The sequence below is a fragment of the Limisalsivibrio acetivorans genome (assembly GCF_000421105.1).
Classification (GTDB): domain Bacteria; phylum Chrysiogenota; class Deferribacteres; order Deferribacterales; family Geovibrionaceae; genus Limisalsivibrio; species Limisalsivibrio acetivorans.
This window is the reverse complement of the sequence record NZ_ATWF01000001.1, coordinates 2,078,689-2,098,675: the sequence shown is the minus strand read 5'-3', so window position 1 is coordinate 2,098,675 and position 19,987 is coordinate 2,078,689. Positions and strand designations below refer to the sequence as shown.

The window sequence follows — 19,987 nt, the reverse complement described above, 5'->3', positions numbered from 1 at the left end:
ATGGGATTTTTTAGGCTCCTTCGACCGCATCAATATATAAAGAACTTATTTGTTTTCGCTCCCGTTTTTTTCTCATTCAATCTCGATATCTACATTATATTTAAGACGTTTATTGTATTTGCTCTGTTCTCTCTTTTAGCAAGCTCGATTTATATAATAAATGACATTAAAGATTTGGAAGAAGATAGAAAACACCCAGTAAAAAAACATAGGCCAATTGCTTCTGGAATAATCAAACCATTCACAGCAGCCTTAACATCTATTACCCTAGCTTTGACTGCGTTTATATCTGCTTTTTTTCTTTCAAGTAATCTACTTCTGGTTTTCCTGATATACTTTGTCCTTAATATTGCCTATTCCTTCAAACTTAAGCATATTGCTATTGTTGATATTGCAATTATTGCTACTGGTTTTGTATTAAGGCTATATGCAGGAAACTCAGTTACCGATATTGAGCTTTCTAAATGGATTATTGTTGTAACTTTTCTGTTAGCCCTCTTCCTTGCTGTGGCAAAGAGAAGAGATGACGTTCTGCTTTCAACTCGGGGACATCAGACCAGAAAAAACATTGATGGTTATAACTTAGAGTTTGTTAATGCAACTATGGTTTTAATGTCAGGGGTAGTTATTGTTGCCTACTTACTCTACTCTGTATCACCTTCAGTTATTGAGCGACTTGGTACTGATAACCTTTTTATCACTACTTTCTTTGTTGTTCTTGGAATAATGCGTTATATGCAAATAACTTTTGTAGAACAAAATAGCGGTAGCCCGACAAGGATTGTTATAAAAGACAGATTTCTACAAGTCACAATCTTTCTATGGATAACGTTGTTCTTTGTCTTGGTAAAGCTCGTATGATAGCAGTTAAATATATAATCTTTGCAGGAATCTCAACAATCGTTAATCTTTCCTCACAGTTCCTTTCACTCAAGATATACGCAGGTACATACTCTTTATATATCGCAATATTCTGGGGAACTTTGTTTGGGCTGGTGACTAAGTATATCCTTGATAAAAGATATATCTTTTATTACATAACAAAGAATAAACTTGATGATAGTATTAAGTTTATCCTTTACACTTCTATGGGTGTAATCACTACACTAATATTCTGGAGTTTTGAGATTAGTTTTAACTACATTTTTGACTTTAAACTAGCAAAGTATTTAGGGGCAGTGACCGGTCTTTCTATAGGCTATTTAATAAAGTATAAGTTAGATAAGAAATATGTGTTTAAGGGTTAGAAATGAAAGTATGCGGCTGGGGAAAATACCCTGTAATAGAATCAAATGTTAAGCAACTAAGGAATATTGAGACTGCACAAGAGCTGTATAATTCTGGAACTGACTTTATACCTTACGGTAACGGTAGGAGTTACGGTGACAGCGCTCTTGCAGATAATATTTTAGCTTGTAACAAGTATGACTATTTTCTAAGCTTTGACAATCGTGATGGAACACTGCACTGTCAAAGCGGAGCTATGCTTTCCGATATTTTAACCGCATTCGTTCCAAAAGGCTGGTTTCTTTCAGTAACTCCTGGTACTAAATTAATAACTGTTGGAGGAGCTATTGCAAGCGATGTACATGGCAAGAACCACCACATAGAAGGCTGTTTCAGCTCTTGTGTTGAGGAAATGGAATTGCTTTTACCAGATAACAGAGTTGTAAAGTGCGCAAAGAGTGACGAGCTTTTTAAGGCCACTTGTGGAGGGATGGGGCTTACTGGAGTTATTCTAACTGCTAAGCTTAAGTTAAAGAAAATTCCATCAAGCACAATTGAACAGACAACAATTAAAACAAAGAATCTTAAAGAAACGTTTGAGGCGTTTGAAGCTTATTCTCACTTGCCATACTCTGTTGCCTGGATAGACTGCTTAGCAAAAGAACCAAACATTGGTAAGTGCCTCCTCATGGTTGGTGATTTTTGTAAAAGAGGAAAGCTTAAATATGAGCCAAAAGGCGGCTTAGGAATACCATTCGAATTTCCATCCATCTCCCTTAATAAAGCTTCTGTCTCTCTTTTTAATACACTCTATTATCGCAAGGCTCCAGAAGGCATTTCCGAGCAAAAGGTTGACATTGATAGCTTTTTCTATCCTTTGGACTCTATAGGCAACTGGAATAGAATTTATGGGCGAAAAGGTTTCACCCAGTATCAATTCATTCTTCCAAAAGAAAGAAGTTACGATGGGCTTAAAAAAATATTAGACACTATATCAAAAAGTGGTAAAGGATCTTTTCTTGCCGTTCTCAAACTTTATGGGAAAGCAAATGATAACTACCTTTCATTTCCAATAGAGGGTTACTCCCTGGCACTTGATTTTAAAATAGAAAGAGGACTTTTTAGACTTCTGGATGAGTTGGATAGAATCGTTCTCGAGCATGGTGGAAGGATCTATTTGACCAAAGATGTAAGAGTAAGCAGCGAAGCATTTGCAGCTGGATACCATAAGCTCAAGGACTTCAGAGCCTTGAGGATGGATTATAAGATGGACAAACACCTCAACTCTTTACAGTCAAGGAGACTTGGATTATGAGCTATGTATTAATTGTTGGCGCTAAGAGTGATATTGCTAAAGCAGTTGCTAGAAAGTATTCGGAAAATGGCTACAACCTGTACCTTGCAGCTCGTGAACATGAGGAACTTACGGCTTTTGCAAACGATATATCCTTAAGAAGTAGTAATACTGTTAAACTATTTGAGCTTGATGTGTGCAACTTAGAAGAGCATGTTGAGTTTTACGATAAACTACCTGAAAGACCCGTTGGTACGATAATATGTGTTGGATATATGGCTGATCAGGAGATAGCACAAGCAGAACTAGATGAGACCTTAAAGACAATAAACACTAACTTTACTGGATGTGTGAGCTTGTTGAATATTATTGCCAATGACTATGAGAAACATAGGAATGGTTTTATTGTTGCTGTCAGCTCTGTTGCTGGAGATAGAGGGCGTAAGACAAACTACTTATATGGGAGCGCAAAAGCAGGTTTAACAGCATACCTCAGCGGCCTTAGAAATAGGCTAAATAACTCGAATGTACCTGTTCTTACAGTTAAGCCAGGGTTTGTAAATACAAGAATGACACAAGACATGGACCTGCCGGAAAAGTTAACTGCCCAGCCTGATGAGGTGGCTAGTGCCATCTATAAGTATCAGCAAAAGAGAAAGAACATACTTTACACTAAGGGAATCTGGAGGATTATAATGTTTATAATAAGGCATATACCGGAATCTATATTTAAAAGACTCAGCATTTAGCATGAATAAAACTCTAGTGCTGTTTGATTTTGATGGGACTCTTACAAATACAGATAGCTTGTTAGACTTTGCAAAATATTACAAAGGCCGTTGGTTGTTCTATTTATTCATGACAGCTCTATCACCACTATTAATTATGTATAAGACCAAACTGATAAGTGGTCATAGAATGAAAGAGATATTTCTGAGTCTATTTTTTGCTGGTGAAATATATGATAAGTTCCAAAATAAGGCTTGCAACTATTCAAGGTATATTATCCCCACAATTTTAAGAGAAGACACAACAAAGATTCTTAATCAGCATAGAGAGAACGGAGACCGTATTATTGTGGTCTCAGCCTCGCTAAATGACTACCTGCATATATGGTGTAAGGAACAAGGCCTAGAACTCCTTTCAACTAAAATCGAAGTCACACAGGGCAAATTAACAGGTAAGATAAAGGGGCATAATTGCAACGGTTTCGAAAAAGCCAAAAGAATAAAAGAGCTACTAAAGCTAGAAGACTATACCGATATTTATGCTTACGGTAATGGTTCTGGAGATCTTGAAATGCTTGAATTAGCCAACTTCAAGTTTATGGTGAAAAGGGAGGGGGGGATCGTATCTCTATAGTCTATACTCAAGCAACGTGTTATGTAATCAAGTTAAATACGTGTCAAATATGCCCAATAATCGGTGATGGCCTATAGGGTGTATGATTATCTATTTTTGATAATAATTATATAGCATAGATTTCTTGACGGTACATATGACGGTACAAGAACATACCGATAGAGTATTTACACAGCCCTTCCAATAACATACAAGACGACTTACATTCCGGTCTCGGCATTTTTAAGCAGTTTTCAACCTTCATATCTCAAGGCAATGCCAGTAGATGCCGCCTGTTATATTTAAATAATTATCCTATTCAGAGATATTCGGCAATTTATCATACTTATTAATAGCTTGAAGCTCATTATCCCAGTTTGCTCTGTTAGCCCAGAATATATGTCCATCAGGCTTAATATTTACTTCAACATCCAGACTTCCGGCTGGTACAACAAGGAGTGCTCCATCCATCTGGATATTAGGTAATGCTGAACCGCACTCAGTACAAAAACTCTTTATATGTCCGCTGGATTTATAATCGAATGTTTTGACAAAACTCTCACCAGAGATCCATTTCAGTTTTGCAGAGGCGGAAAACAGACTTGCGGCATGTGCTGACCCAGTGTCCTTGCGGCAGTGCTCGCAATGACATAAGAAGAAGTTATCAAAAACACCGTCGATCCTAAAGACAATCTTCCCACAAAGGCATGACCCTGAATGATTCATATCACAGCTCCAATAAATTATCGAAAATCATTTTACCAAAAAACTGGTAACACCATCAGACGAATAAGCATAAGCAGCTAAGCGGTGCATTTCAAATCTGGACTTATTGACGGCATTGAGTCAATAAGCCTTCTGTTCTATATAATGAATTCGGTGCTTATATACCACATAATAGTCGCTGTTAAACGGCTCTCCCGCCGCTAAACATGTCTGATAAACATCTCGTAAAGTGTGAGCAGGATCTCCACGACGATGAGGATAACGATATACCACTCCACCCGGAGGGAGTGCTTATTGTGGAGGAGTTCCAGCTGGGTTTCAGCTGTTGTGGTGATAAGGCTCAATTTCTTCTCAAGTAAAATGCAAGCGTAAGCTCCCCGACCATAAAATCGGGGAGCCATCTGGGAGGGGTTACGCAAAAAGGTTTACTGTTTATGGAGCGCAGGCTTATTCTCAGCCCGCCTTTAGTTCTCTTCTCTTAGCCATAAAGGTTCTCATAAGGGGGAACATGAGAACGAATATTGTGAGCAGGTTAATCGCCAGTGTAACGGGTCTTTCCCACATAAAAGAAACGGAGCCGTCGTATATGGCGAGTCCTCTTCGGAGGTTGTCCTCCATCAGTCCACCGAGGATGAACCCAAGAAGCAGTGGAGCCATGGGCATATTCATAAGTCTTAGCGCAAGGGCTGATACGCAGAATATAACCATCATCTGTATATCGAAGGTGTTGAACGTAACAAGGTAAACACCCATGATCGAGAAGAACAGTATCGCCGGTATCATGATTACCCTGGGTATAGCGAGCAGTCTTGCGAAATAGGGGATCAGGGGAAGGTTCAGCACTAGGAGGAACACGTTCCCGAGATACATCGACATGATAACGCCCCAGAAGACCTCCGGACTGTCGACGAATAGACGGGGGCCTGGCTCTATACCATAGGCTATAAGGGCACCGAGCATCACCGCAGTGGTTCCAGAACCGGGAATACCGAGGGTGAGAAGGGGTACGAAGGAGCCGGAGCTGGCAGCGTTGTTGCCTGTTTCGGGTGCGGCAAGACCTCTGAGCGAGCCTTTTCCGAACTTCTTCTGCTCCTCTGGCGGAGCAAGGTTACGCTCCATACCGTAGGACATGAAGGAACCGAGTGTTGCACCCGCTCCGGGGAGAACACCGACGAAGAAACCGAGAAGTGAAGAGCGCCCTATGGTGGGTGCTATATTCTTAAACTCATCCTTAGTAACCTTGAGGTCCTTGAATGTGATCGACTTCGGATCGAGGCTGTCGGATGAGGCGTCCCTTTTCATAACAAGGAGGAGTGCTTCTGTGAGGGCGAATGTTGCCATGGCAAGCATAAGGAATTCGATACCGTCGAGCAGTTCAAGGGAACCGAAGGTGTACCGCTGTGTTCCTGATGTCTGGTCCGTACCAACGGTGGAAAGCATAAGCCCGAGCACGGTCATGAGCATCGCCTTGAGGAAGCCGCCCCTGCCTGCAAAGGCGGAGACTGCGGTGAGCCCCAGTATCATAAGGGCGAAGTAGTCCACCGACTGGAAGCTCTTGGATACGGAGGCGAGCATCGGAGCAAAGAACATGAGCAGAATAACAGCCACAGTTCCGCCAGAGAATGAGGAATATGCCGCAATTGCAAGGGCTTTGCCGGGCTTTCCTGAGCGTGCCAGCGGGTATCCGTCCAGCGATGTGGCAACCGTTGCCGCTTCGCCCGGTGCATTGATAAGGATGGAAGAGGTAGAGCCTCCGAAGATTGCACCGTAGTATACGCCTGCCAGAAGTACCATTCCCGTTGTGGGGTCAAGCCCATAGGTAACGGGAATCATCAGTGCAACGGCTGTGATAGGGCCAAGACCGGGCATCATCCCGATGAAGCTTCCCATGAAACAGCCGAAGAGCACCATTGCTATATTTATGGGGACAAAGGTCTGCGTTATCCCCGTTGTCATTCCTGATATCATTGACTCAAACATCGATTATCCCCATTATGTAAAACAGCTCGCCCGGTGCGATATATACGCCGAGGAGAAGCGACATTATTATCCAAAGCACAATAACAAGGGGTATTGCGCCAAGAAGCATAATCTTGATCCTCCTCTCGCCGAGGATATAGAATCCTGCCATAAGAAAGATCGCCGAGGAGATAAGGAAGCCTATCCACTTCATTATCAGTCCGTAGATGATCATTGAAACTATGAGGAGTCCTGTTTTCTTGAACTCCATACCTTTAGTAACCTGGCCAAGGGTGGGCTTGCCGTCGGGATCCACCGTGGGGAGGATTAGTATCGCCAGGGAAAAGACTATCCCTGCAACGGCAAGCGCTAGGGGCATTGTCCTTGAGTTGAAGCTCTCCTGCTGTGCTAGGAAGCTCAATGGGAGCCGGAAGGCCTGTATGCCGTAAGCGATGGAGAAAATCAGCATAACAAGTCCGCCGAGTTTTTCTCTGGTCATGTATAACTCCTTTAACTGAACAAATTAAAATGGGGGAGCGAATGCTCCCCCGCTCATTAACGAATGTTAGATATTATCTTATGAAGCCGAGCTTGCGCATGATTCCGCCGAGTTCATTTTCCTGCTTCTCAAGGAACGCTACGAATTCATCACCGGGCTGATAGAGGTTCTGCCAGCCACGCTTGGTTTTGATGTCCTTCCACTCGGGTGTGTCGTACATCTTCTTAAGTACGGCACGAAGTGCATCCGCCCTTTCCTGCTCAAGGTTGGGAGGTCCGAAAAATCCTCTCCAGTTTGCGAATGTTACGTCAAAACCCTGCTCCTTAAGGGTGGGAGTATTGGGTGCAACATCGAGCCTTTCCTCTGCGGTTACCGCAAGGATGCGAACCTCACCCTGCTTTGCAAGGCCGAGGGCTTCGCCGAATCCTGTGGCGAGAACCTGAGTATCGCCGGAAAGAAGGCCGGCCATAGCTTTGCCACCTGCATCGTAGGGGATGTAGGTGAGCTTAAGTGGGTCTTCGTCTGCTGCCTGAATGGCGAGTGAGGGAACGAGGTGATCCATACCACCCTTAACAGAACCGCCGCCGATCTTTACGCTCTTGGGGTCTGCTTTGAAATCCGCCATAACATCGCCCCAGCTCTGATACTTGGACTTTGCAGGTACAACGAATGCTGCATAGTCTGCAATAACAGATGCGATGGGAGTGAGGTCCCTGAAGGACTGGGGGAAAACGCCGGTGAGAGAACGGATTACGATGGGGGTGGAGTTAACCATCATAGTCTTCTTCTGTCTTCTCGCTGTGGAGATAAGGTGGTTGATTGCCTTACCGCCGCCACCGCCGGACATGTTTTCGAAGGATGCTTCTTCGATTAGGCCGGAATCGAGAAGTGCTTTACCCACACCCCTTGCGGTACCGTCCCAGCCGCCGCCTGCGCCGCCGGGGATAAGGAAGTGAATTTCATCGATCTCTTCCGCAGAAGCCTGCTGGAAGGGAGCCGCTGTCATAAACATAACTGCGGCAAGGGTTATAAAACCGATTCTTACGAGGTTTCTGAACATTGACATCTGTGCCTCCTGTGTTGTTTCGTAATACGAAATATAGTTTTAAATACCAAAACATAGTTGGTATGTCAACTCAAATATATAATCGTGTGATTCCTCCGCTGTTATCGACAAATGCCAATATGACAGTGGATAAAAGGACAAAAAACAGCGTATTAAAACGGTACGCAATCAATTGTTCTCTTTCTTAGAACAATATTTGAATTTTTTGATTAGTAAAGTTTCTGGGAATATTCTGGATTTAAAGCTTAAAGGTTATTTTGTTCATAAAAACCACGGGAATGGGTGATATTCGTATTTTCTATTTCATCTTGAAATACTTCCGCTCCGGACGCCCCACTGTGCCGTAGACCTGATCAGCGTATAAATAGTTAATGCTTATGAGGTATTCAAGATATCTTCGAGCTGTGGAACGGCTTACCCCCGATATCTCGCTTACAGCCTCTGCGCTGAAACCTTCACCAGTAGAGCCTTTGAACACTTTTTTGATCTTCTTGAGCGTTAAGGGATCCACACCTTTAGGCACGGATGTTTCAGTTTGTGGCGGACTTGCTGTTATACTGAAATACCTGTCAACATCCTTCTGCTCAACTGTATCCGAAGAGGCAAGGCCTCTTCTGTGTTCTCTGAAACGTATGAGTGATTCCTGGAACCTGTCGAATATAACCGGTTTAATAAGATAGTCGAAGGCACCTCCATACAGTGCCGCCTGTAGTGATTTCATCTCCTTTGCCGCCGTGATGAGTATGAAGTCCGCCTGAGCATTGCCGCTGCGCACCTTTCTCAGGAACTCGAGCCCGTTTCCTTCGGGGAAGTAAAGGTCCAGCAGTATCAGATCCGGCTCTAGGATAGAGTACATATCCCCTGCGTCCTCAAGAGTGTTCGCAATGCCCGCCACTTCGAAGCCCTCCACCTTCTCTGCATAGAGGCTGTGGATCTTTGATATCTTTATATCGTCTTCGACAATGAGTATCCTGAAATTATCCATCCTGCCCTTCCTTCGGGAGCGCTACCGTAAAAAGAGCACCGCCAAGTTTGCTTTCGGAAACGGTTATATAGCCACCCATCTCCTCCAGAATACGCCTTACAAGGTGTAGGCCGTAGCCTCTCCCCTGCTCATCCTTTGTGGTTACCCCTTTTTCGAAGATTCGCATCTCCATGCCGGGATCTATACCGCAGCCGGAATCCTCTATCTCGAATATAAGCTCCTTGCCGTAGTCCATCATGAGGAGATGCACCTTCTTCTCAACAGCACATTCCTCACGGACAGCATCGAAGGCGTTGTCGAAGAGGTTGCCGAGAATGGTTACCAGCCTCTCCCTGTCGATATGCTCGGGGATATCCTTCATACTGCTTTCTCCGGATATTGTTACCTCTATATTATTTTCCTGTGCATAGCTGTATTTCCCTATGATTATGGCAGATAGCATCGGATCTTTCACCGTGGAGCTCATGAGCTTAAAGAAGTCGTAGTAGCCGGTGGATTCGGTTATTATCATGTCGAGGGCTTCTGTGTATGCCTCAATCTGTATGAGACCTGCCAGTGTGTGGAGCTTATTGGAGAACTCGTGGGTCTGTGCTCTCAGCATCTCTGAGTACTGCTTAACCCTTGATAGCTCCTTTGCCATGCGTGAGATCTCATCCTTGCGGCGGAAGCTTGCCACGGCTCCAATTACATCGGCGTTATGCTTAATAGGGTAGATGTTCATTACGACGGCGATCTCGCCGATCTTTAAATCCTGATCTTGTTTCGGATTACCTGTTTTAAGAACCTGAGTCATAAGACGTTCCGGCTCGGATTCACCAATCCTTCTACCGAGGATATCATCGGCGTTGGGGAGGTTCAGGATACTCAGAGCCGCAGTATTGAGCATGGTCACACGCCCCTCCTCGTTAACCGCCGCAACCCCTTCCCGTATAGACTCGAGGATCGCATTCTTCTCCTCGAGTAGGTTTGCAATCTCCCTTGGCTCGAGGCCGAAGATCGCCTTCTTGAAGCCCCTCGATATGTATACAGCGGCTGCAACCCCGATGAGTGCCATCATCGCTATCAGATACTTGAGGCTCATCTGATAGTTGCCTATGATCTCCTCCACCTCTTTGATAAGGTAGCCGGTGGATACGATGCCGATGACATTGCCGTTATCGTCAAATACAGGGACCTTCCCCCGAATGGAGGGTCCAAGGGTTCCCACAGCTTTGGATACGTAGGATTCACCACGCTGAAGGGCCCTTTTGCTGTCGCCGCCCACCATGAACCGACCGATCTTGTACTCGTCCGGATGGGCGAACCTGCGCCCCTCGTGGTTGCCTACAACGATGAATTCCGCACCCGTTTTAATCCGGATCCCCTCGACAATCCCCTGTATCCTCCCCTCCGGATCGCCGTGCATTATCTCTTTTCGTATGGAGGGGATCTCGGAGACTGTCTTGGAGACGGAAAGGGCTCGCTTACCTATCTGGTTTTCCAGAATCTCTGCGATTATCTGCAGCGACATAGTGCCCAGGGCGATCATCTGCAGAACGACAAGGCCGCTTATAATCAATATCAGCTTATTCTGTAATGTTTTCGGCTTTATAAAACCGATAATCCTTTTGAGCATAGCCACCCTTTCCCCATGGGAAATCCTTACCCTATGAACTTAGCTTTGGGGAATAAATAAATCCAGTGAAAAAAAGCACCATAAATCAGCCCGAAGCCCATACCACACACCGTTTAATTACCAAGCCGGCTCCTTTATGCTTGACTGCTACCTGTAGCGGGTGTATCGTCTAGTGAAATTATATTTTGTATTATGAAACAAAAAGAGTGCGAAAGAGGTAAAGATAATGACCAGCAATCCCGAACTCCCCCTTCAGGGGATTACGGTACTAGAACTGACGCAGAACGTAATGGGTCCCACCTGCGGGCTTATTCTTGCAGATATGGGTGCAGATGTTATCCGCATAGAGAAGACCGACGGCGATGATACACGAAGACTAAAGGGTTTCGCCAGAGGTTTCTACGGCTTCTACAACAGGAACAAGAAGAGCCTCTGCCTCGACCTGAAAAGTGATGAAGGAAAAGGGATCGTGCGTGACCTTGTAAAGGAGGCGGATGTTTTCATAGAGAACTTCGCCCCCGGAACCATAGAGCGGTTGGGGTTCGGATATGAAACGGTCCGGGAGATAAACCCGGCTGTGATATTCTGCTCAATGAAAGGGTTCATGAAGGGGCCCTATGAGAAGCGGGCCGCCCTTGATGAAGTTGTGCAGATGATGTCCGGTCTTGCATATATGACAGGACCAAGGAACAAGCCCCTTCGTGCAGGCGCATCCGTTGTTGATGTTATGGGTGGAACCTACGCCGCCCTCGGGATCATCACAGCTCTTTACCAGCGTCAGGTTACGGGTGCCGGAACCTATGTAGTCTCCACACTGTTTGAATCCGCCGCTTTCCTCATGGGTCAGCATATGGCAAACGAGGCGATAACGGGTGTTCCCGTTCCCCCCATGCCCGAGCGTGGAAGGGCGTGGTCGATATACGATCTGTTCACGAGCAGCGAGGGTGACAGGATTTTCATAGGCATAACCAGCGACCGCCACTGGCAGAGGTTCTGTCGAGCCTTTGGCTTCGATGACCTGTGCGGTAATGAGAAGCTTGCCACCAACAACAGCAGGCTCGATGAGCGTGAATGGCTCATCGTTGAGCTTGAGAATCGTGTGGAGGAGCTCCCCCTTGATGAGATACTCAAGCGTTGCGAGGAGGCGGAGATACCCTACGGCAAGGTTTCAAAGCCGGGGGATCTCTTCGATGATCCGCAGATGAACGCCGAAGGAAACCTTGTGGAAACGGAGCTTGAAGGGGGAATAAAGGCTAAGCTCCCCTCCCTCCCCTTGAGGATAGGGAGCTGGAGGCAGTGCGATAAAGGTGCACCGCCGAGAATTAACGAAGGGGCTTCGGACATTCTAAGACGCATAGGGATAGATGGAAAGAGGGCGGAAGAACTTAGAGATGCGGGCATACTCGCCCCGCTGGAGGATTGATACGAATGGGAAGAATACAGCTTGAGGAAGTGGGGCTTCGTGAGGGTCTGCAGAGCAATCCCGAGATACTGACCATGGAGCAGAAGGTTAATCTTATTGATATGGTTATGGAATCGGGGATAGAGCGTATTCAGCTCGGCTCCTTTGTGAACGAGAAGCGTGTCCCTCAGATGGCCGGTGTTGAAGAGCTGTTTCAACGATATGCAGATAAAGATGGTGTACTCTTTTCCGGCCTTGTTCTTAATAGAAAGGGGCTTGAGCGTGCGGTGGAGTGCGGCGTTAAGCTTCTAAATATATCCATCTCCGCCAGCGATACCCATAACCGAGAGAACACAGGGAAAGGCATTGCAGAAGCACTTCCCGGAATTACCGATATGATAAAGGAGGCCGTTTCCGCAGGTATACGTGTACGTGCGGGGATACAGGCCGCCTTCGGTTGCTACTATGAAGGAAGGGTGGACGAGGAAAGGGTTTACACCCTCACAGAGAAGTATCTGGAGGCGGGTGCCGATGAGATAGGTCTTTCCGATACAGCGGGCTTTGCAAGACCGGCTCAGGTGGAGCGCATCTGCCGCAGAGTCTCTGCCATGTCCGGCGACAGACCCCTCGGTCTTCATATGCACGACACCTTCGGCATGGCGATGGCAAACGTCCTCGCCGGAATAGAGGGTGGTGCTGTAATCTTCGACAGCTCGGTTGCCGGCATGGGGGGATGCCCCTTTATGAAGGGAGCCCCCGGAAATCAGGCCACCGAGGATATGGTGTACATGCTGCAGTCCATGGGGGAGTTGAAAAGCGTCTCACTGGGTGCTATAGTTAAAGCCGCTGAGCTGGCGAAGGGGATATACGGGCGTGAGTTCAACAGCCGTATATCCGTCCACTACCCCCTCATCGAAAAACTGAACCTGACGGACTGACAAATGCCCGCAACATCAAGCAGTGTGGAAAAGGCACTGCAGATACTGACCTGCTTTACAGGGGAGGAACGTGAGCTATCCCTTGGTGATATATGCTCTATGCTGAACATATCAAAGCCGAGTGTGTACCGCCTCTGCTCAACGCTTACAGCAGAGGGCTTCCTCACCAAGGATTCGAGAAACCAGACCTACCGGCTCGGGATCCGAATGCTTGAACTTGCCAACATATACCTTAACTCCGCCTCCGCACCCACCTCCATACAGCAGATTATGAAGGAGCTTGGGGGGAAGATAGGTGAGACGGTGACAATATACCGGCTCGCCGGCCTTGAGAGGAAGTGTATTATGCGTCATGAGGCGGAAACCGCCCTGCGTGTGAGCGTTTCCCTGGGGCAGAAGCTCCCCCTCCATCTGGGGGCAACGGGGAAGGTTATCCTGGCCTATGCTCCGAAGGTTTTCTTCAACGCATACCTTTCAGGTGTGGATATAAGCAACTCCTATCCCGATCCCAGTGTCCTTGAGAAACAGCTCACTGAGGTTCGTGAGAGAGGGTATGCGGTAACTCTTGGTGAAAGGGACCCCTACCTTGCGGCGGTGGCCGTGCCTCTCTTCGATGCTGGAGGAGACATCTTCGGCTCTCTCAGCGTCTCAGCACCCCTTGAAAGGTTCAAAATCAACGTTGGTGATGCGGAGATCTCCATGGTTCAGGAGTACGGGCGAAAGCTCAACTCCTTCATCCCCCTCCTTTAATCTGGTGTTTTCACAAAAAGAAGCCTGACTATAATCGGAACAACAACGAACAGCGTGAAAATCCTTACCACATGAAGAAACGCCACTACAGAGGTTTGGAGCCCCTCTTCCTTGGCAATTATCGCCATGCCGGACATGCCGCCGGGTGAAAACCCGAAAAGTGCCGTGCCGAAATCCATAAGCCCGAATCTTTTGGCAAGATAGGACATGGCAACGGCAACGATGAGCAGGATAAGTGTGCTGAGAACGGCAATGGGGAGAACCTTGGGTATCATCTTAACAAAAGAGGGTTGGAATGTTATCCCCAGAGATATGCCGAGGAGGATCTGGATAGTGGTGTTTACCGATGAAGGCATTGCGATACCGGGGGAGATGAGTATGGAGCATACGCCGGAGCCCGCCATGGCTCCCACAACAGCACCGCCGGGGATATGGTATTTATCAGCAAGAACCCCTCCTATTATTCCCATCACAATGATAATCACAAGCCTTTCCATCTGATACACCCCGTCTATCGTACTTTATTACCGTATAGCACAATCGCAAAACCGTGTAAATGTATTTTGCATAGACTAAATACATATGCTATACTTCCAGCGAAATAAGGAAGGCGGTCACACTATGGGCAGATTTACAGGAAAACTGAGCAAGGTTGCCGAAGGTATACTCCAGCAGGCGAGGATAAAGCGTATGAGCCGTGGTGACAGGCTGACCGAGGCAGAGATTACCGAATCCCTCGGCATATCAAGAACCCCTGTCCGCCGTGCTCTGAAAGAGCTTTGCGAAAACGGCTTTGCCTATGCGGAGCAGAACAGGGGGTGCTTCCTGAACATGGATGCTTCGGAGATTACGGTGGAGAACCCGCCTACGGAGGATACGGACACACCCGAAGGGCTGTACAGGAACATAGCAAGGGATCGTATAAAGCGACAACTTGAGGACACCGTGACAGAGAATGAGCTGATGCGCAGATACAACATCTCTAGAGGTCAGCTGAAGAGGGTTCTAACCCAGATTGCGGAGGAGGGGTGGATCGAGCAGAAGGCCTTCCACGGATGGCGTTTCCTCCCAATGGTCGATTCCAAGGAGAGCCTGCGGGAGAACTACGAACTCAGAATACTCCTTGAACCTCAGGTGGTTATGCTTCCATCCTTCGAGCCGGACAGGGAAGCCTTTAAGAGGATGCTTGAAATACAGCGCCATATCGCAGAAAACGGCTCCGGTGACTTCACCGATATGGACCTTGTAAGTCTTGGTGCAGAGATGCACGAGCTCCCCGCCGCCTCATGTCATAACCGTTTCATACTCCAAACCGTACGCAGGGTGAATATGCAGCGGCGTGCCATGGAGCTTCTGCAGAGTGTGGATAGAAAAAGGGTGGAGGGGCAGTGCGCCGAGCACGTCCGGCTCATTGAGATAATACTCTCCGGCTGGTATGTTGAGGCGAGCGAGTTTCTCCGTGAGCATCTGAAACGCTCCCTAAGAGAGAAGATAAACGCAGAGGTAATACTGGATATTTCAACCAGCGGAGAATAGAGGGCTCCCGCTAAAGGAGCCCGCCATAAAATATTCTACTCCTCCGGTACGCCTATCTTTATCAGGATAGACTCAAGGAGGCACCATTTTGTGAATGCTGATTGAATAAGGTTCAATCCCACGAATGCCGCGAGGGCAAACCACCATTGATTTACAGTGAGACCAAGGGCAAGGCTCACAAGGATCATGATCCCCGGAACCAGTCTGAGGATATACTTAACTGTCATGTCACGCTCCTTTCTTCCTGAATTTCTCCAGGAATTTATAGTTCAGATAATATATGAGTGGTATTACACCCAACGTAAGGATCGTTGAAACGAATGCACCTGTAATAAGTGATACACCCAGCCCTGCGAATATGGGATCCGGCAGCATGAAGAGGGCGCCAACGATTACCGATATCGTTGTAAGGAAAACGGGCCTTGTTCGTATTGCACCGGATTCTATCACTGCATCCTCAAGGCTTTTGCCGTTTCTGAGGCCGTGTTCTATGAAATCGATGAGGAGAACCGCATTCCGCACCATGATTCCCGCCAGTGCGATAAAGCCTATCATACTGGTGGCGGTGAAGAACTTCCCGAAGAGGTAGTGACCGGGGATGATGCCGAGCAGACTAAGCGGGATCGGTATCATCATGATAATCGGCGTTATGAAGGACTTGAACCACCCCACCAGGACGAAATACATTATGACAAGTACAGCCGCAAAGGCGAGGCCGAGATCCCTGAAAACCTCGTAGGTAATCTGCCATTCACCGTCCCACTTGATGGAGGGCTCCTGGGTGAATTCAGGCTGTTTTGTCCAGTACTGCTTTATGGATTTGCCGTTATGGGTGAGCTTCTCCACATCACCCTTCATCTTGAGGATTGCGTAAACGGGGCTCTCCTCAACGCCGGCAACGTCTGCAGTTATGTAGGTTACAGGCTGCATGTTTTTATGGTAGATAGCCTTTTCCTTTTGGGTCTCTTTAACTGTAACCAGCTCACCCAGTGGAACGGGTTTGCCGTTCTTCGACATGAGGTGTATGTCCCGAAGTGCGGTTACGGCGTTCTTTCGGTCTTCGGAGAGCTGGACTGTAATATCCACGTCCTCTCTGTCCGTACCTGTATGGAGCACGCCTGCCTTCATCCCCTTAAGCCCCATATAGAGGGTCTTGGAGACCATCTCGGAGGATACCCCAACAAGTGCAGCCTTCTCCTTGTCCACCTTGAAATCGAGCTTCTTCATGTTCGATTCCTCGTAGGTGTCGATATCCACGACGCCTTCGGTATTCTCGAAGATATTCATTACCTTCGAGGCAACACCCCGCCTCGTTTCCTCATCCGGTCCGTAAACCTCTGCCACAAGGGTGGAGAGAACGGGAGGTCCCGGGGGAACCTCTGCTATCTTTATGCTGGCGTTATATTTATCCCCAATCTCTGCGATGGGGCCTCTTATCTTCTTTGCTATACCGTGGCTCTTCAGATTCCTTTCGGATTTATGCACGAAGTTGACCTGTATATCCGCCTGATTCTCCTCGGAGCGGAGGTAGTAGTGGCGCACAAGGCCGTTGAAGTTATAGGGAGCGTGCCCTCCGGCGTATATCTGGTAGTTCTCCACCTCGTCCACAGTTCCCAGATAGCTCCCTATCTCGCTGGCCAGCTGGGTGGTCTGCTCCAGAGGGGTGCCTTCGGGGGTATCTATAATAACCTGAAGCTCATTCTTGTTGTCGAAAGGGAGCATCTTCATTACCACAAGCTTTGCGGGAACGAAGAGGAAGGCCCCTGCGAAGAGAAGGACCATAAAGCCCATGAGCATGTACCGCTTCGGCCGGCTGTGCATAAAGGGGGTCAGGAAAGCCTTGTAAAACTTATACAGCCTCGTACCTCGGACGTATTCATCCTCGCTCAGCTCCTTTGCCTCACCTTTGATCTTCATCTTCGAGAGGAGCTTAAAGGATAGCCACGGAGTAATCATGAGCGCCACAAGTAGGGAGAATATCATCGCAAGGGATGCACCTATGGGCATAGGCTTCATGTAAGGCCCCATCAGCCCCCGTACAAACGCCATGGGATATAGCGCTACGATAACGGTGAGCGTTGCGAGGATCGTGGGGTTGCCCACCTCTCCGACGGCATAGATAGCCCTTTGGAGAAGGTTTTTGCGGCTCATTTTGAAGTGCCGCTCCATATTCTCAACAACGATGATCGCATCATCCACAACAAGCCCTGCGACGAATATAAGGGCGAAAAGCGTAACCCGGTTAAGGGTGTAATCGAGCATATAGTAAACGAAAAGGGTGAGGGCGAAGGTTACGGGTAGTGCAACAAACACCACAAAGCCGGCACGCCACCCCATCGTAACAGTCATAACTATGATAACGGCAATAATCGCACCCAAAAGATGCTCCATAAGGAGCTTAACCTTCTCGTAGGCTGTTTTGCCGTAGTTCTTCGTAACTGTTGTGTTAACGGTATCGGGGATAACATACCCCTTGAGACCCTCAAGCTTGCTGAGAAGATCGTCTCCGACAACAACTATGTCGCTACCCTTTCGCTTTGATAGGGAGATTGTAACAGCCGGGAACCTTTCGTCCGTTTTTCTCTCGTGGAAGCCCATGAGGGTATAGGAATCGGGTACCTCCGGTCCGTCGATGACTTCGGCAACATCCTTAAGGTGTACGGCCTTGCCGCCGTACGCTCCAACTACAGTGTCACGTACCTCGGCGGAGGTGTTGTAGAAGCCGCCTGCGGTGATGTAGATAACCTCATTGCTCTGAACGATCTGTCCGGTGTTCAGAGAGGCGTTATTCATCTTAAGGGCTTCATAAACCATGAAAAGATCGAGATTGTACGCCTTCAGCTTCTCCATATCGGGTTCTATACGCAGAGCCCGCTTATATCCACCCAGTATGCTTGTCTTTGAGACATCGGGAACCTCTTTGAGGTGCTTCTCCGTCTCCACAGCGATACGGCGGAGCTCATAGGAGTCGTGTTTATCCGACCACAGGGTAACGGCCATCTGGGGCACATTATCGATGGAACGGCTCTTTATTATGGGAGGGACAACGCCGTGGGGCATTCGGTCCATGTTGTAATCAATCTTCATCTTCAGCTTGGTGATCGATTCCTCTTCACTCTCGCCAACCTTAAAGCGCACAACCACCATGCCCATATCGTTCATGGCCGTGCTGTAAACGTACTCCACTCCCGGGATCTCCCACATGATCTCCTCTAGGGGTTCGGTTACGGTTTTTTCCACATTACTGGCATTCGCTCCAGGGTAAGGAACGAAAATATCTATCATGGGAACGGTAATCTGCGGCTCTTCTTCCTTCGGGGTCATGATGACCGCAGCCGCACCTATAAAGAGTGTGGCGATGATAAGCAGTGGTGTCAGCTTGCTGGTGATAAGCCCGGAAGCGAGACGGGATGCGAGGTTAGGCTTTTCTGTTTCCTGTTTCCTGTTCTCTTCCATAACTACTCGGTCTCCAGTTTATCGCCCGTTTTAAGCGCCTCTGCATTCTGAACTACAATACTCTCACCGGCCTTGACGCCGCTCAGAATCTCGATGACCCCCTCGAAATTACGCCCCGTCTTTACTATACGCATATCCGCCTTCATGTTCTCTTCCACGAAAACGACGCTCAGCTGTCCTCGCTGAACAAGGGCGTTCTCGGGTACTGTAACGATGCTGTCCTCTCCGGTGGCGATGCTGACCTTGGCATACATGCCGGGAACAAAACGCTCGTGGCCGGAGAGCTTAACCTTGAAGTTCCTTGTGGCCGCATCGATATCGGGGCTTATCTGCAGTACGGTGCTTGAGCATGTGAAGTTGAGTGAATCCACAGTTATCTCCGCCCTGGAGCCCACAGAGATGTCATTGATAAGGCTCTCATTGAGGAAGGCGTAAACCACCATCTCGTTGTTGCCTATCTTAAGGATCGGGTTACCGGGGGCGGCGAGGTTGCCTGTATCGAGAAGCTTTTCGAGAACCACGCCGTTGAAGGGGGCTCTGATTTCAGTGTATGAGAGATACGCCTGTACCTCTGCAAGCATAGCCTCCGCCTGCTGTTTCTTGAGCCTGAGCTGTTGCATCTTTTCCTTGGCAAGGCTCACGTTCTCTCTGACGATATTAACCTGTTCCTTCGCCTGCTCATACTTCGATTCCACCTGATCGAACTCCTGCTTGCTCACGGAGTCGTTTTTTATAAGATTGGAGTATCTGTCATAGGTCTTTTTTGCCAGCTCGAAGTTGGATTCGGCCTGCTTAAGCTGACCTTCCGCCATGCGCAGGCCTATCTCCGCCTGATTAAACCCGCTTTCAGCCTCCTGAACGGCGGATTCGGCGAACCGCTTTTTCTCCTCCAGCTCGGTACTCTTAATGCTTACGAGCAGATCTCCCTTCTCAAAGCTCTCACCGGGGGAGACGTGGATAGCCTCCACATAACCCACAACCTTGGGTATGAGCATTGCGGTTTTATCACTGGATACCGTGGCGGAAAAGGAGCGTGAGGCGGGCATGCTGGTTGTCTCTGCCTTACCGAGGGTGACTTTCATCGTTCTGGCTTCAGGTTTTTCGCTCTCCTTTTCGCCCCCGCCGGAACAACCGGCAGCAACAACAATCATCGATAGGAATAGAATCAGCTTTTTCATTGAAGAACTCCGTGG

General features: G+C 47.7%; 19 protein-coding genes and 1 pseudogene. 9 read left to right on the top strand and 11 right to left on the bottom strand.

What is annotated here, in order from left to right; genetic code table 11:
* The 5 genes from K300_RS0109960 to K300_RS15305 are packed head-to-tail and all read left to right on the top strand — an operon-like array spanning window position 1 to window position 3,883.
* Window positions 1–861 carry a decaprenyl-phosphate phosphoribosyltransferase gene (locus tag K300_RS0109960; RefSeq protein WP_022851525.1) on the top strand — a complete coding sequence of 287 codons (861 nt, stop codon included), beginning with the start codon at window positions 1–3 and terminating at the stop codon, window positions 859–861.
* Window positions 858–1,247 carry a GtrA family protein gene (locus K300_RS0109955; RefSeq protein WP_022851524.1) on the top strand — a complete coding sequence of 130 codons (390 nt, stop codon included), beginning with the start codon at window positions 858–860 and terminating at the stop codon, window positions 1,245–1,247. The genes K300_RS0109960 and K300_RS0109955 overlap by 4 nt, the downstream gene beginning before the upstream one ends.
* A gap of 2 nt (window positions 1,248–1,249) precedes the next feature.
* Window positions 1,250–2,542 carry an FAD-binding oxidoreductase gene (locus tag K300_RS0109950; protein ID WP_022851523.1) on the top strand — a complete coding sequence of 431 codons (1,293 nt, stop codon included), beginning with the start codon at window positions 1,250–1,252 and terminating at the stop codon, window positions 2,540–2,542.
* Window positions 2,539–3,270, top strand: coding sequence for an SDR family oxidoreductase (locus tag K300_RS0109945; RefSeq protein ID WP_022851522.1), 732 nt, complete (start codon window positions 2,539–2,541; stop codon window positions 3,268–3,270). Before K300_RS0109950 ends, K300_RS0109945 begins: the two co-directional genes overlap by 4 nt.
* A gap of 1 nt (window position 3,271) precedes the next feature.
* Window positions 3,272–3,883 (top strand): HAD family hydrolase, encoded by a 612-nt coding sequence (locus K300_RS15305; RefSeq protein WP_022851521.1) that lies wholly within the window; start codon window positions 3,272–3,274, stop codon window positions 3,881–3,883.
* 294 nt (window positions 3,884–4,177) lie between these two features.
* Here K300_RS15305 and K300_RS0109935 read toward each other — a convergent pair whose 3' ends face one another.
* The 7 genes and pseudogenes from K300_RS0109935 to K300_RS0109905 form a co-directional block, all read right to left on the bottom strand.
* The gene (locus tag K300_RS0109935; protein ID WP_022851520.1) at window positions 4,178–4,588 is read right to left on the bottom strand and encodes a GFA family protein; all 411 of its coding nucleotides are present in this window, start codon (window positions 4,586–4,588) and stop codon (window positions 4,178–4,180) included.
* A 200-nt stretch (window positions 4,589–4,788) separates the two neighbouring features.
* Window positions 4,789–4,950, bottom strand: a pseudogene (locus tag K300_RS17125) (RMD1 family protein); the annotation flags it as partial.
* Between the two features lie 91 nt (window positions 4,951–5,041).
* A complete protein-coding gene (locus K300_RS0109925; protein WP_040463722.1) occupies window positions 5,042–6,556 on the bottom strand; it encodes a tripartite tricarboxylate transporter permease in 1,515 nt (504 codons plus the stop codon).
* Window positions 6,557–6,560: 4 nt separating this feature from the next.
* The gene (locus tag K300_RS0109920; protein ID WP_022851517.1) at window positions 6,561–7,046 is read right to left on the bottom strand and encodes a tripartite tricarboxylate transporter TctB family protein; all 486 of its coding nucleotides are present in this window, start codon (window positions 7,044–7,046) and stop codon (window positions 6,561–6,563) included.
* Between the two features lie 73 nt (window positions 7,047–7,119).
* On the bottom strand, window positions 7,120–8,106 hold the full coding sequence (locus K300_RS0109915) for a tripartite tricarboxylate transporter substrate binding protein (RefSeq protein ID WP_040463718.1): 987 nt from the start codon (window positions 8,104–8,106) through the stop codon (window positions 7,120–7,122).
* 304 nt (window positions 8,107–8,410) lie between these two features.
* Window positions 8,411–9,097 carry a response regulator gene (locus tag K300_RS0109910; protein ID WP_022851515.1) on the bottom strand — a complete coding sequence of 229 codons (687 nt, stop codon included), beginning with the start codon at window positions 9,095–9,097 and terminating at the stop codon, window positions 8,411–8,413.
* Window positions 9,090–10,712 (bottom strand): ATP-binding protein, encoded by a 1,623-nt coding sequence (locus K300_RS0109905; RefSeq protein WP_022851514.1) that lies wholly within the window; start codon window positions 10,710–10,712, stop codon window positions 9,090–9,092. Before K300_RS0109905 ends, K300_RS0109910 begins: the two co-directional genes overlap by 8 nt.
* A 226-nt stretch (window positions 10,713–10,938) precedes the next feature.
* On the opposite strand from K300_RS0109905, the gene K300_RS0109900 reads away from it, so the two are divergent.
* Genes K300_RS0109900 through K300_RS0109890 form a run of 3 tightly spaced genes read left to right on the top strand, consistent with a single transcriptional unit; the run spans window position 10,939 to window position 13,802 of the window.
* Window positions 10,939–12,135: a CaiB/BaiF CoA transferase family protein gene (locus K300_RS0109900; protein WP_022851513.1), complete on the top strand. Its 1,197-nt coding sequence runs from the start codon at window positions 10,939–10,941 to the stop codon at window positions 12,133–12,135.
* Window positions 12,136–12,140: 5 nt separating this feature from the next.
* Window positions 12,141–13,052 (top strand): hydroxymethylglutaryl-CoA lyase, encoded by a 912-nt coding sequence (locus K300_RS15300; RefSeq protein WP_022851512.1) that lies wholly within the window; start codon window positions 12,141–12,143, stop codon window positions 13,050–13,052.
* A 3-nt stretch (window positions 13,053–13,055) separates the two neighbouring features.
* Complete coding sequence (locus K300_RS0109890) at window positions 13,056–13,802, top strand: IclR family transcriptional regulator (protein ID WP_022851511.1); 747 nt, start codon at window positions 13,056–13,058, stop codon at window positions 13,800–13,802.
* On the opposite strand, the gene K300_RS0109885 is transcribed toward K300_RS0109890, so the two are convergent.
* Window positions 13,799–14,299: an AbrB family transcriptional regulator gene (locus tag K300_RS0109885; protein WP_022851510.1), complete on the bottom strand. Its 501-nt coding sequence runs from the start codon at window positions 14,297–14,299 to the stop codon at window positions 13,799–13,801. The genes K300_RS0109890 and K300_RS0109885 overlap by 4 nt on opposite strands.
* Window positions 14,300–14,423: 124 nt before the next feature.
* On the opposite strand from K300_RS0109885, the gene K300_RS0109880 reads away from it, so the two are divergent.
* Window positions 14,424–15,338 (top strand): GntR family transcriptional regulator, encoded by a 915-nt coding sequence (locus tag K300_RS0109880; RefSeq protein WP_022851509.1) that lies wholly within the window; start codon window positions 14,424–14,426, stop codon window positions 15,336–15,338.
* 35 nt (window positions 15,339–15,373) lie between these two features.
* On the opposite strand, the gene K300_RS0109875 is transcribed toward K300_RS0109880, so the two are convergent.
* From K300_RS0109875 to K300_RS0109865, 3 genes are read right to left on the bottom strand one after another with little or no spacing between them, the layout of a single operon-like run.
* On the bottom strand, window positions 15,374–15,565 hold the full coding sequence (locus K300_RS0109875) for a YgaP family membrane protein (RefSeq protein ID WP_022851508.1): 192 nt from the start codon (window positions 15,563–15,565) through the stop codon (window positions 15,374–15,376).
* 1 nt (window position 15,566) lies between these two features.
* Complete coding sequence (locus K300_RS0109870) at window positions 15,567–18,794, bottom strand: efflux RND transporter permease subunit (protein WP_022851507.1); 3,228 nt, start codon at window positions 18,792–18,794, stop codon at window positions 15,567–15,569.
* A gap of 2 nt (window positions 18,795–18,796) precedes the next feature.
* The gene (locus K300_RS0109865) at window positions 18,797–19,972 is read right to left on the bottom strand and encodes an efflux RND transporter periplasmic adaptor subunit (RefSeq protein WP_022851506.1); all 1,176 of its coding nucleotides are present in this window, start codon (window positions 19,970–19,972) and stop codon (window positions 18,797–18,799) included.
* Window positions 19,973–19,987 lie beyond the last annotated feature (15 nt).

What these genes read in the sequence shown, in the direction of transcription:
- K300_RS0109870 (WP_022851507.1), bottom strand. Translation starts at nt 18,794, where the DNA reads ATGGAAGAGAACAGGAAACAGGAAACAGAAAAGCCTAACCTCGCATCC.
- K300_RS0109945 (WP_022851522.1), top strand. Translation starts at nt 2,539, where the DNA reads ATGAGCTATGTATTAATTGTTGGCGCTAAGAGTGATATTGCTAAAGCA.
- K300_RS0109900 (WP_022851513.1), top strand. Translation starts at nt 10,939, where the DNA reads ATGACCAGCAATCCCGAACTCCCCCTTCAGGGGATTACGGTACTAGAA.
- K300_RS0109910 (WP_022851515.1), bottom strand. Translation starts at nt 9,097, where the DNA reads ATGGATAATTTCAGGATACTCATTGTCGAAGACGATATAAAGATATCA.
- K300_RS15305 (WP_022851521.1), top strand. Translation starts at nt 3,272, where the DNA reads ATGAATAAAACTCTAGTGCTGTTTGATTTTGATGGGACTCTTACAAAT.
- K300_RS0109875 (WP_022851508.1), bottom strand. Translation starts at nt 15,565, where the DNA reads ATGACAGTTAAGTATATCCTCAGACTGGTTCCGGGGATCATGATCCTT.
- K300_RS15300 (WP_022851512.1), top strand. Translation starts at nt 12,141, where the DNA reads ATGGGAAGAATACAGCTTGAGGAAGTGGGGCTTCGTGAGGGTCTGCAG.
- K300_RS0109955 (WP_022851524.1), top strand. Translation starts at nt 858, where the DNA reads ATGATAGCAGTTAAATATATAATCTTTGCAGGAATCTCAACAATCGTT.
- K300_RS0109890 (WP_022851511.1), top strand. Translation starts at nt 13,056, where the DNA reads ATGCCCGCAACATCAAGCAGTGTGGAAAAGGCACTGCAGATACTGACC.
- K300_RS0109915 (WP_040463718.1), bottom strand. Translation starts at nt 8,106, where the DNA reads ATGTTCAGAAACCTCGTAAGAATCGGTTTTATAACCCTTGCCGCAGTT.
- K300_RS0109905 (WP_022851514.1), bottom strand. Translation starts at nt 10,712, where the DNA reads ATGCTCAAAAGGATTATCGGTTTTATAAAGCCGAAAACATTACAGAAT.
- K300_RS0109925 (WP_040463722.1), bottom strand. Translation starts at nt 6,556, where the DNA reads ATGATATCAGGAATGACAACGGGGATAACGCAGACCTTTGTCCCCATA.
- K300_RS0109920 (WP_022851517.1), bottom strand. Translation starts at nt 7,046, where the DNA reads ATGACCAGAGAAAAACTCGGCGGACTTGTTATGCTGATTTTCTCCATC.
- K300_RS0109885 (WP_022851510.1), bottom strand. Translation starts at nt 14,299, where the DNA reads ATGGAAAGGCTTGTGATTATCATTGTGATGGGAATAATAGGAGGGGTT.
- K300_RS0109865 (WP_022851506.1), bottom strand. Translation starts at nt 19,972, where the DNA reads ATGAAAAAGCTGATTCTATTCCTATCGATGATTGTTGTTGCTGCCGGT.
- K300_RS0109950 (WP_022851523.1), top strand. Translation starts at nt 1,250, where the DNA reads ATGAAAGTATGCGGCTGGGGAAAATACCCTGTAATAGAATCAAATGTT.
- K300_RS0109935 (WP_022851520.1), bottom strand. Translation starts at nt 4,588, where the DNA reads ATGAATCATTCAGGGTCATGCCTTTGTGGGAAGATTGTCTTTAGGATC.
- K300_RS0109880 (WP_022851509.1), top strand. Translation starts at nt 14,424, where the DNA reads ATGGGCAGATTTACAGGAAAACTGAGCAAGGTTGCCGAAGGTATACTC.
- K300_RS0109960 (WP_022851525.1), top strand. Translation starts at nt 1, where the DNA reads ATGGGATTTTTTAGGCTCCTTCGACCGCATCAATATATAAAGAACTTA.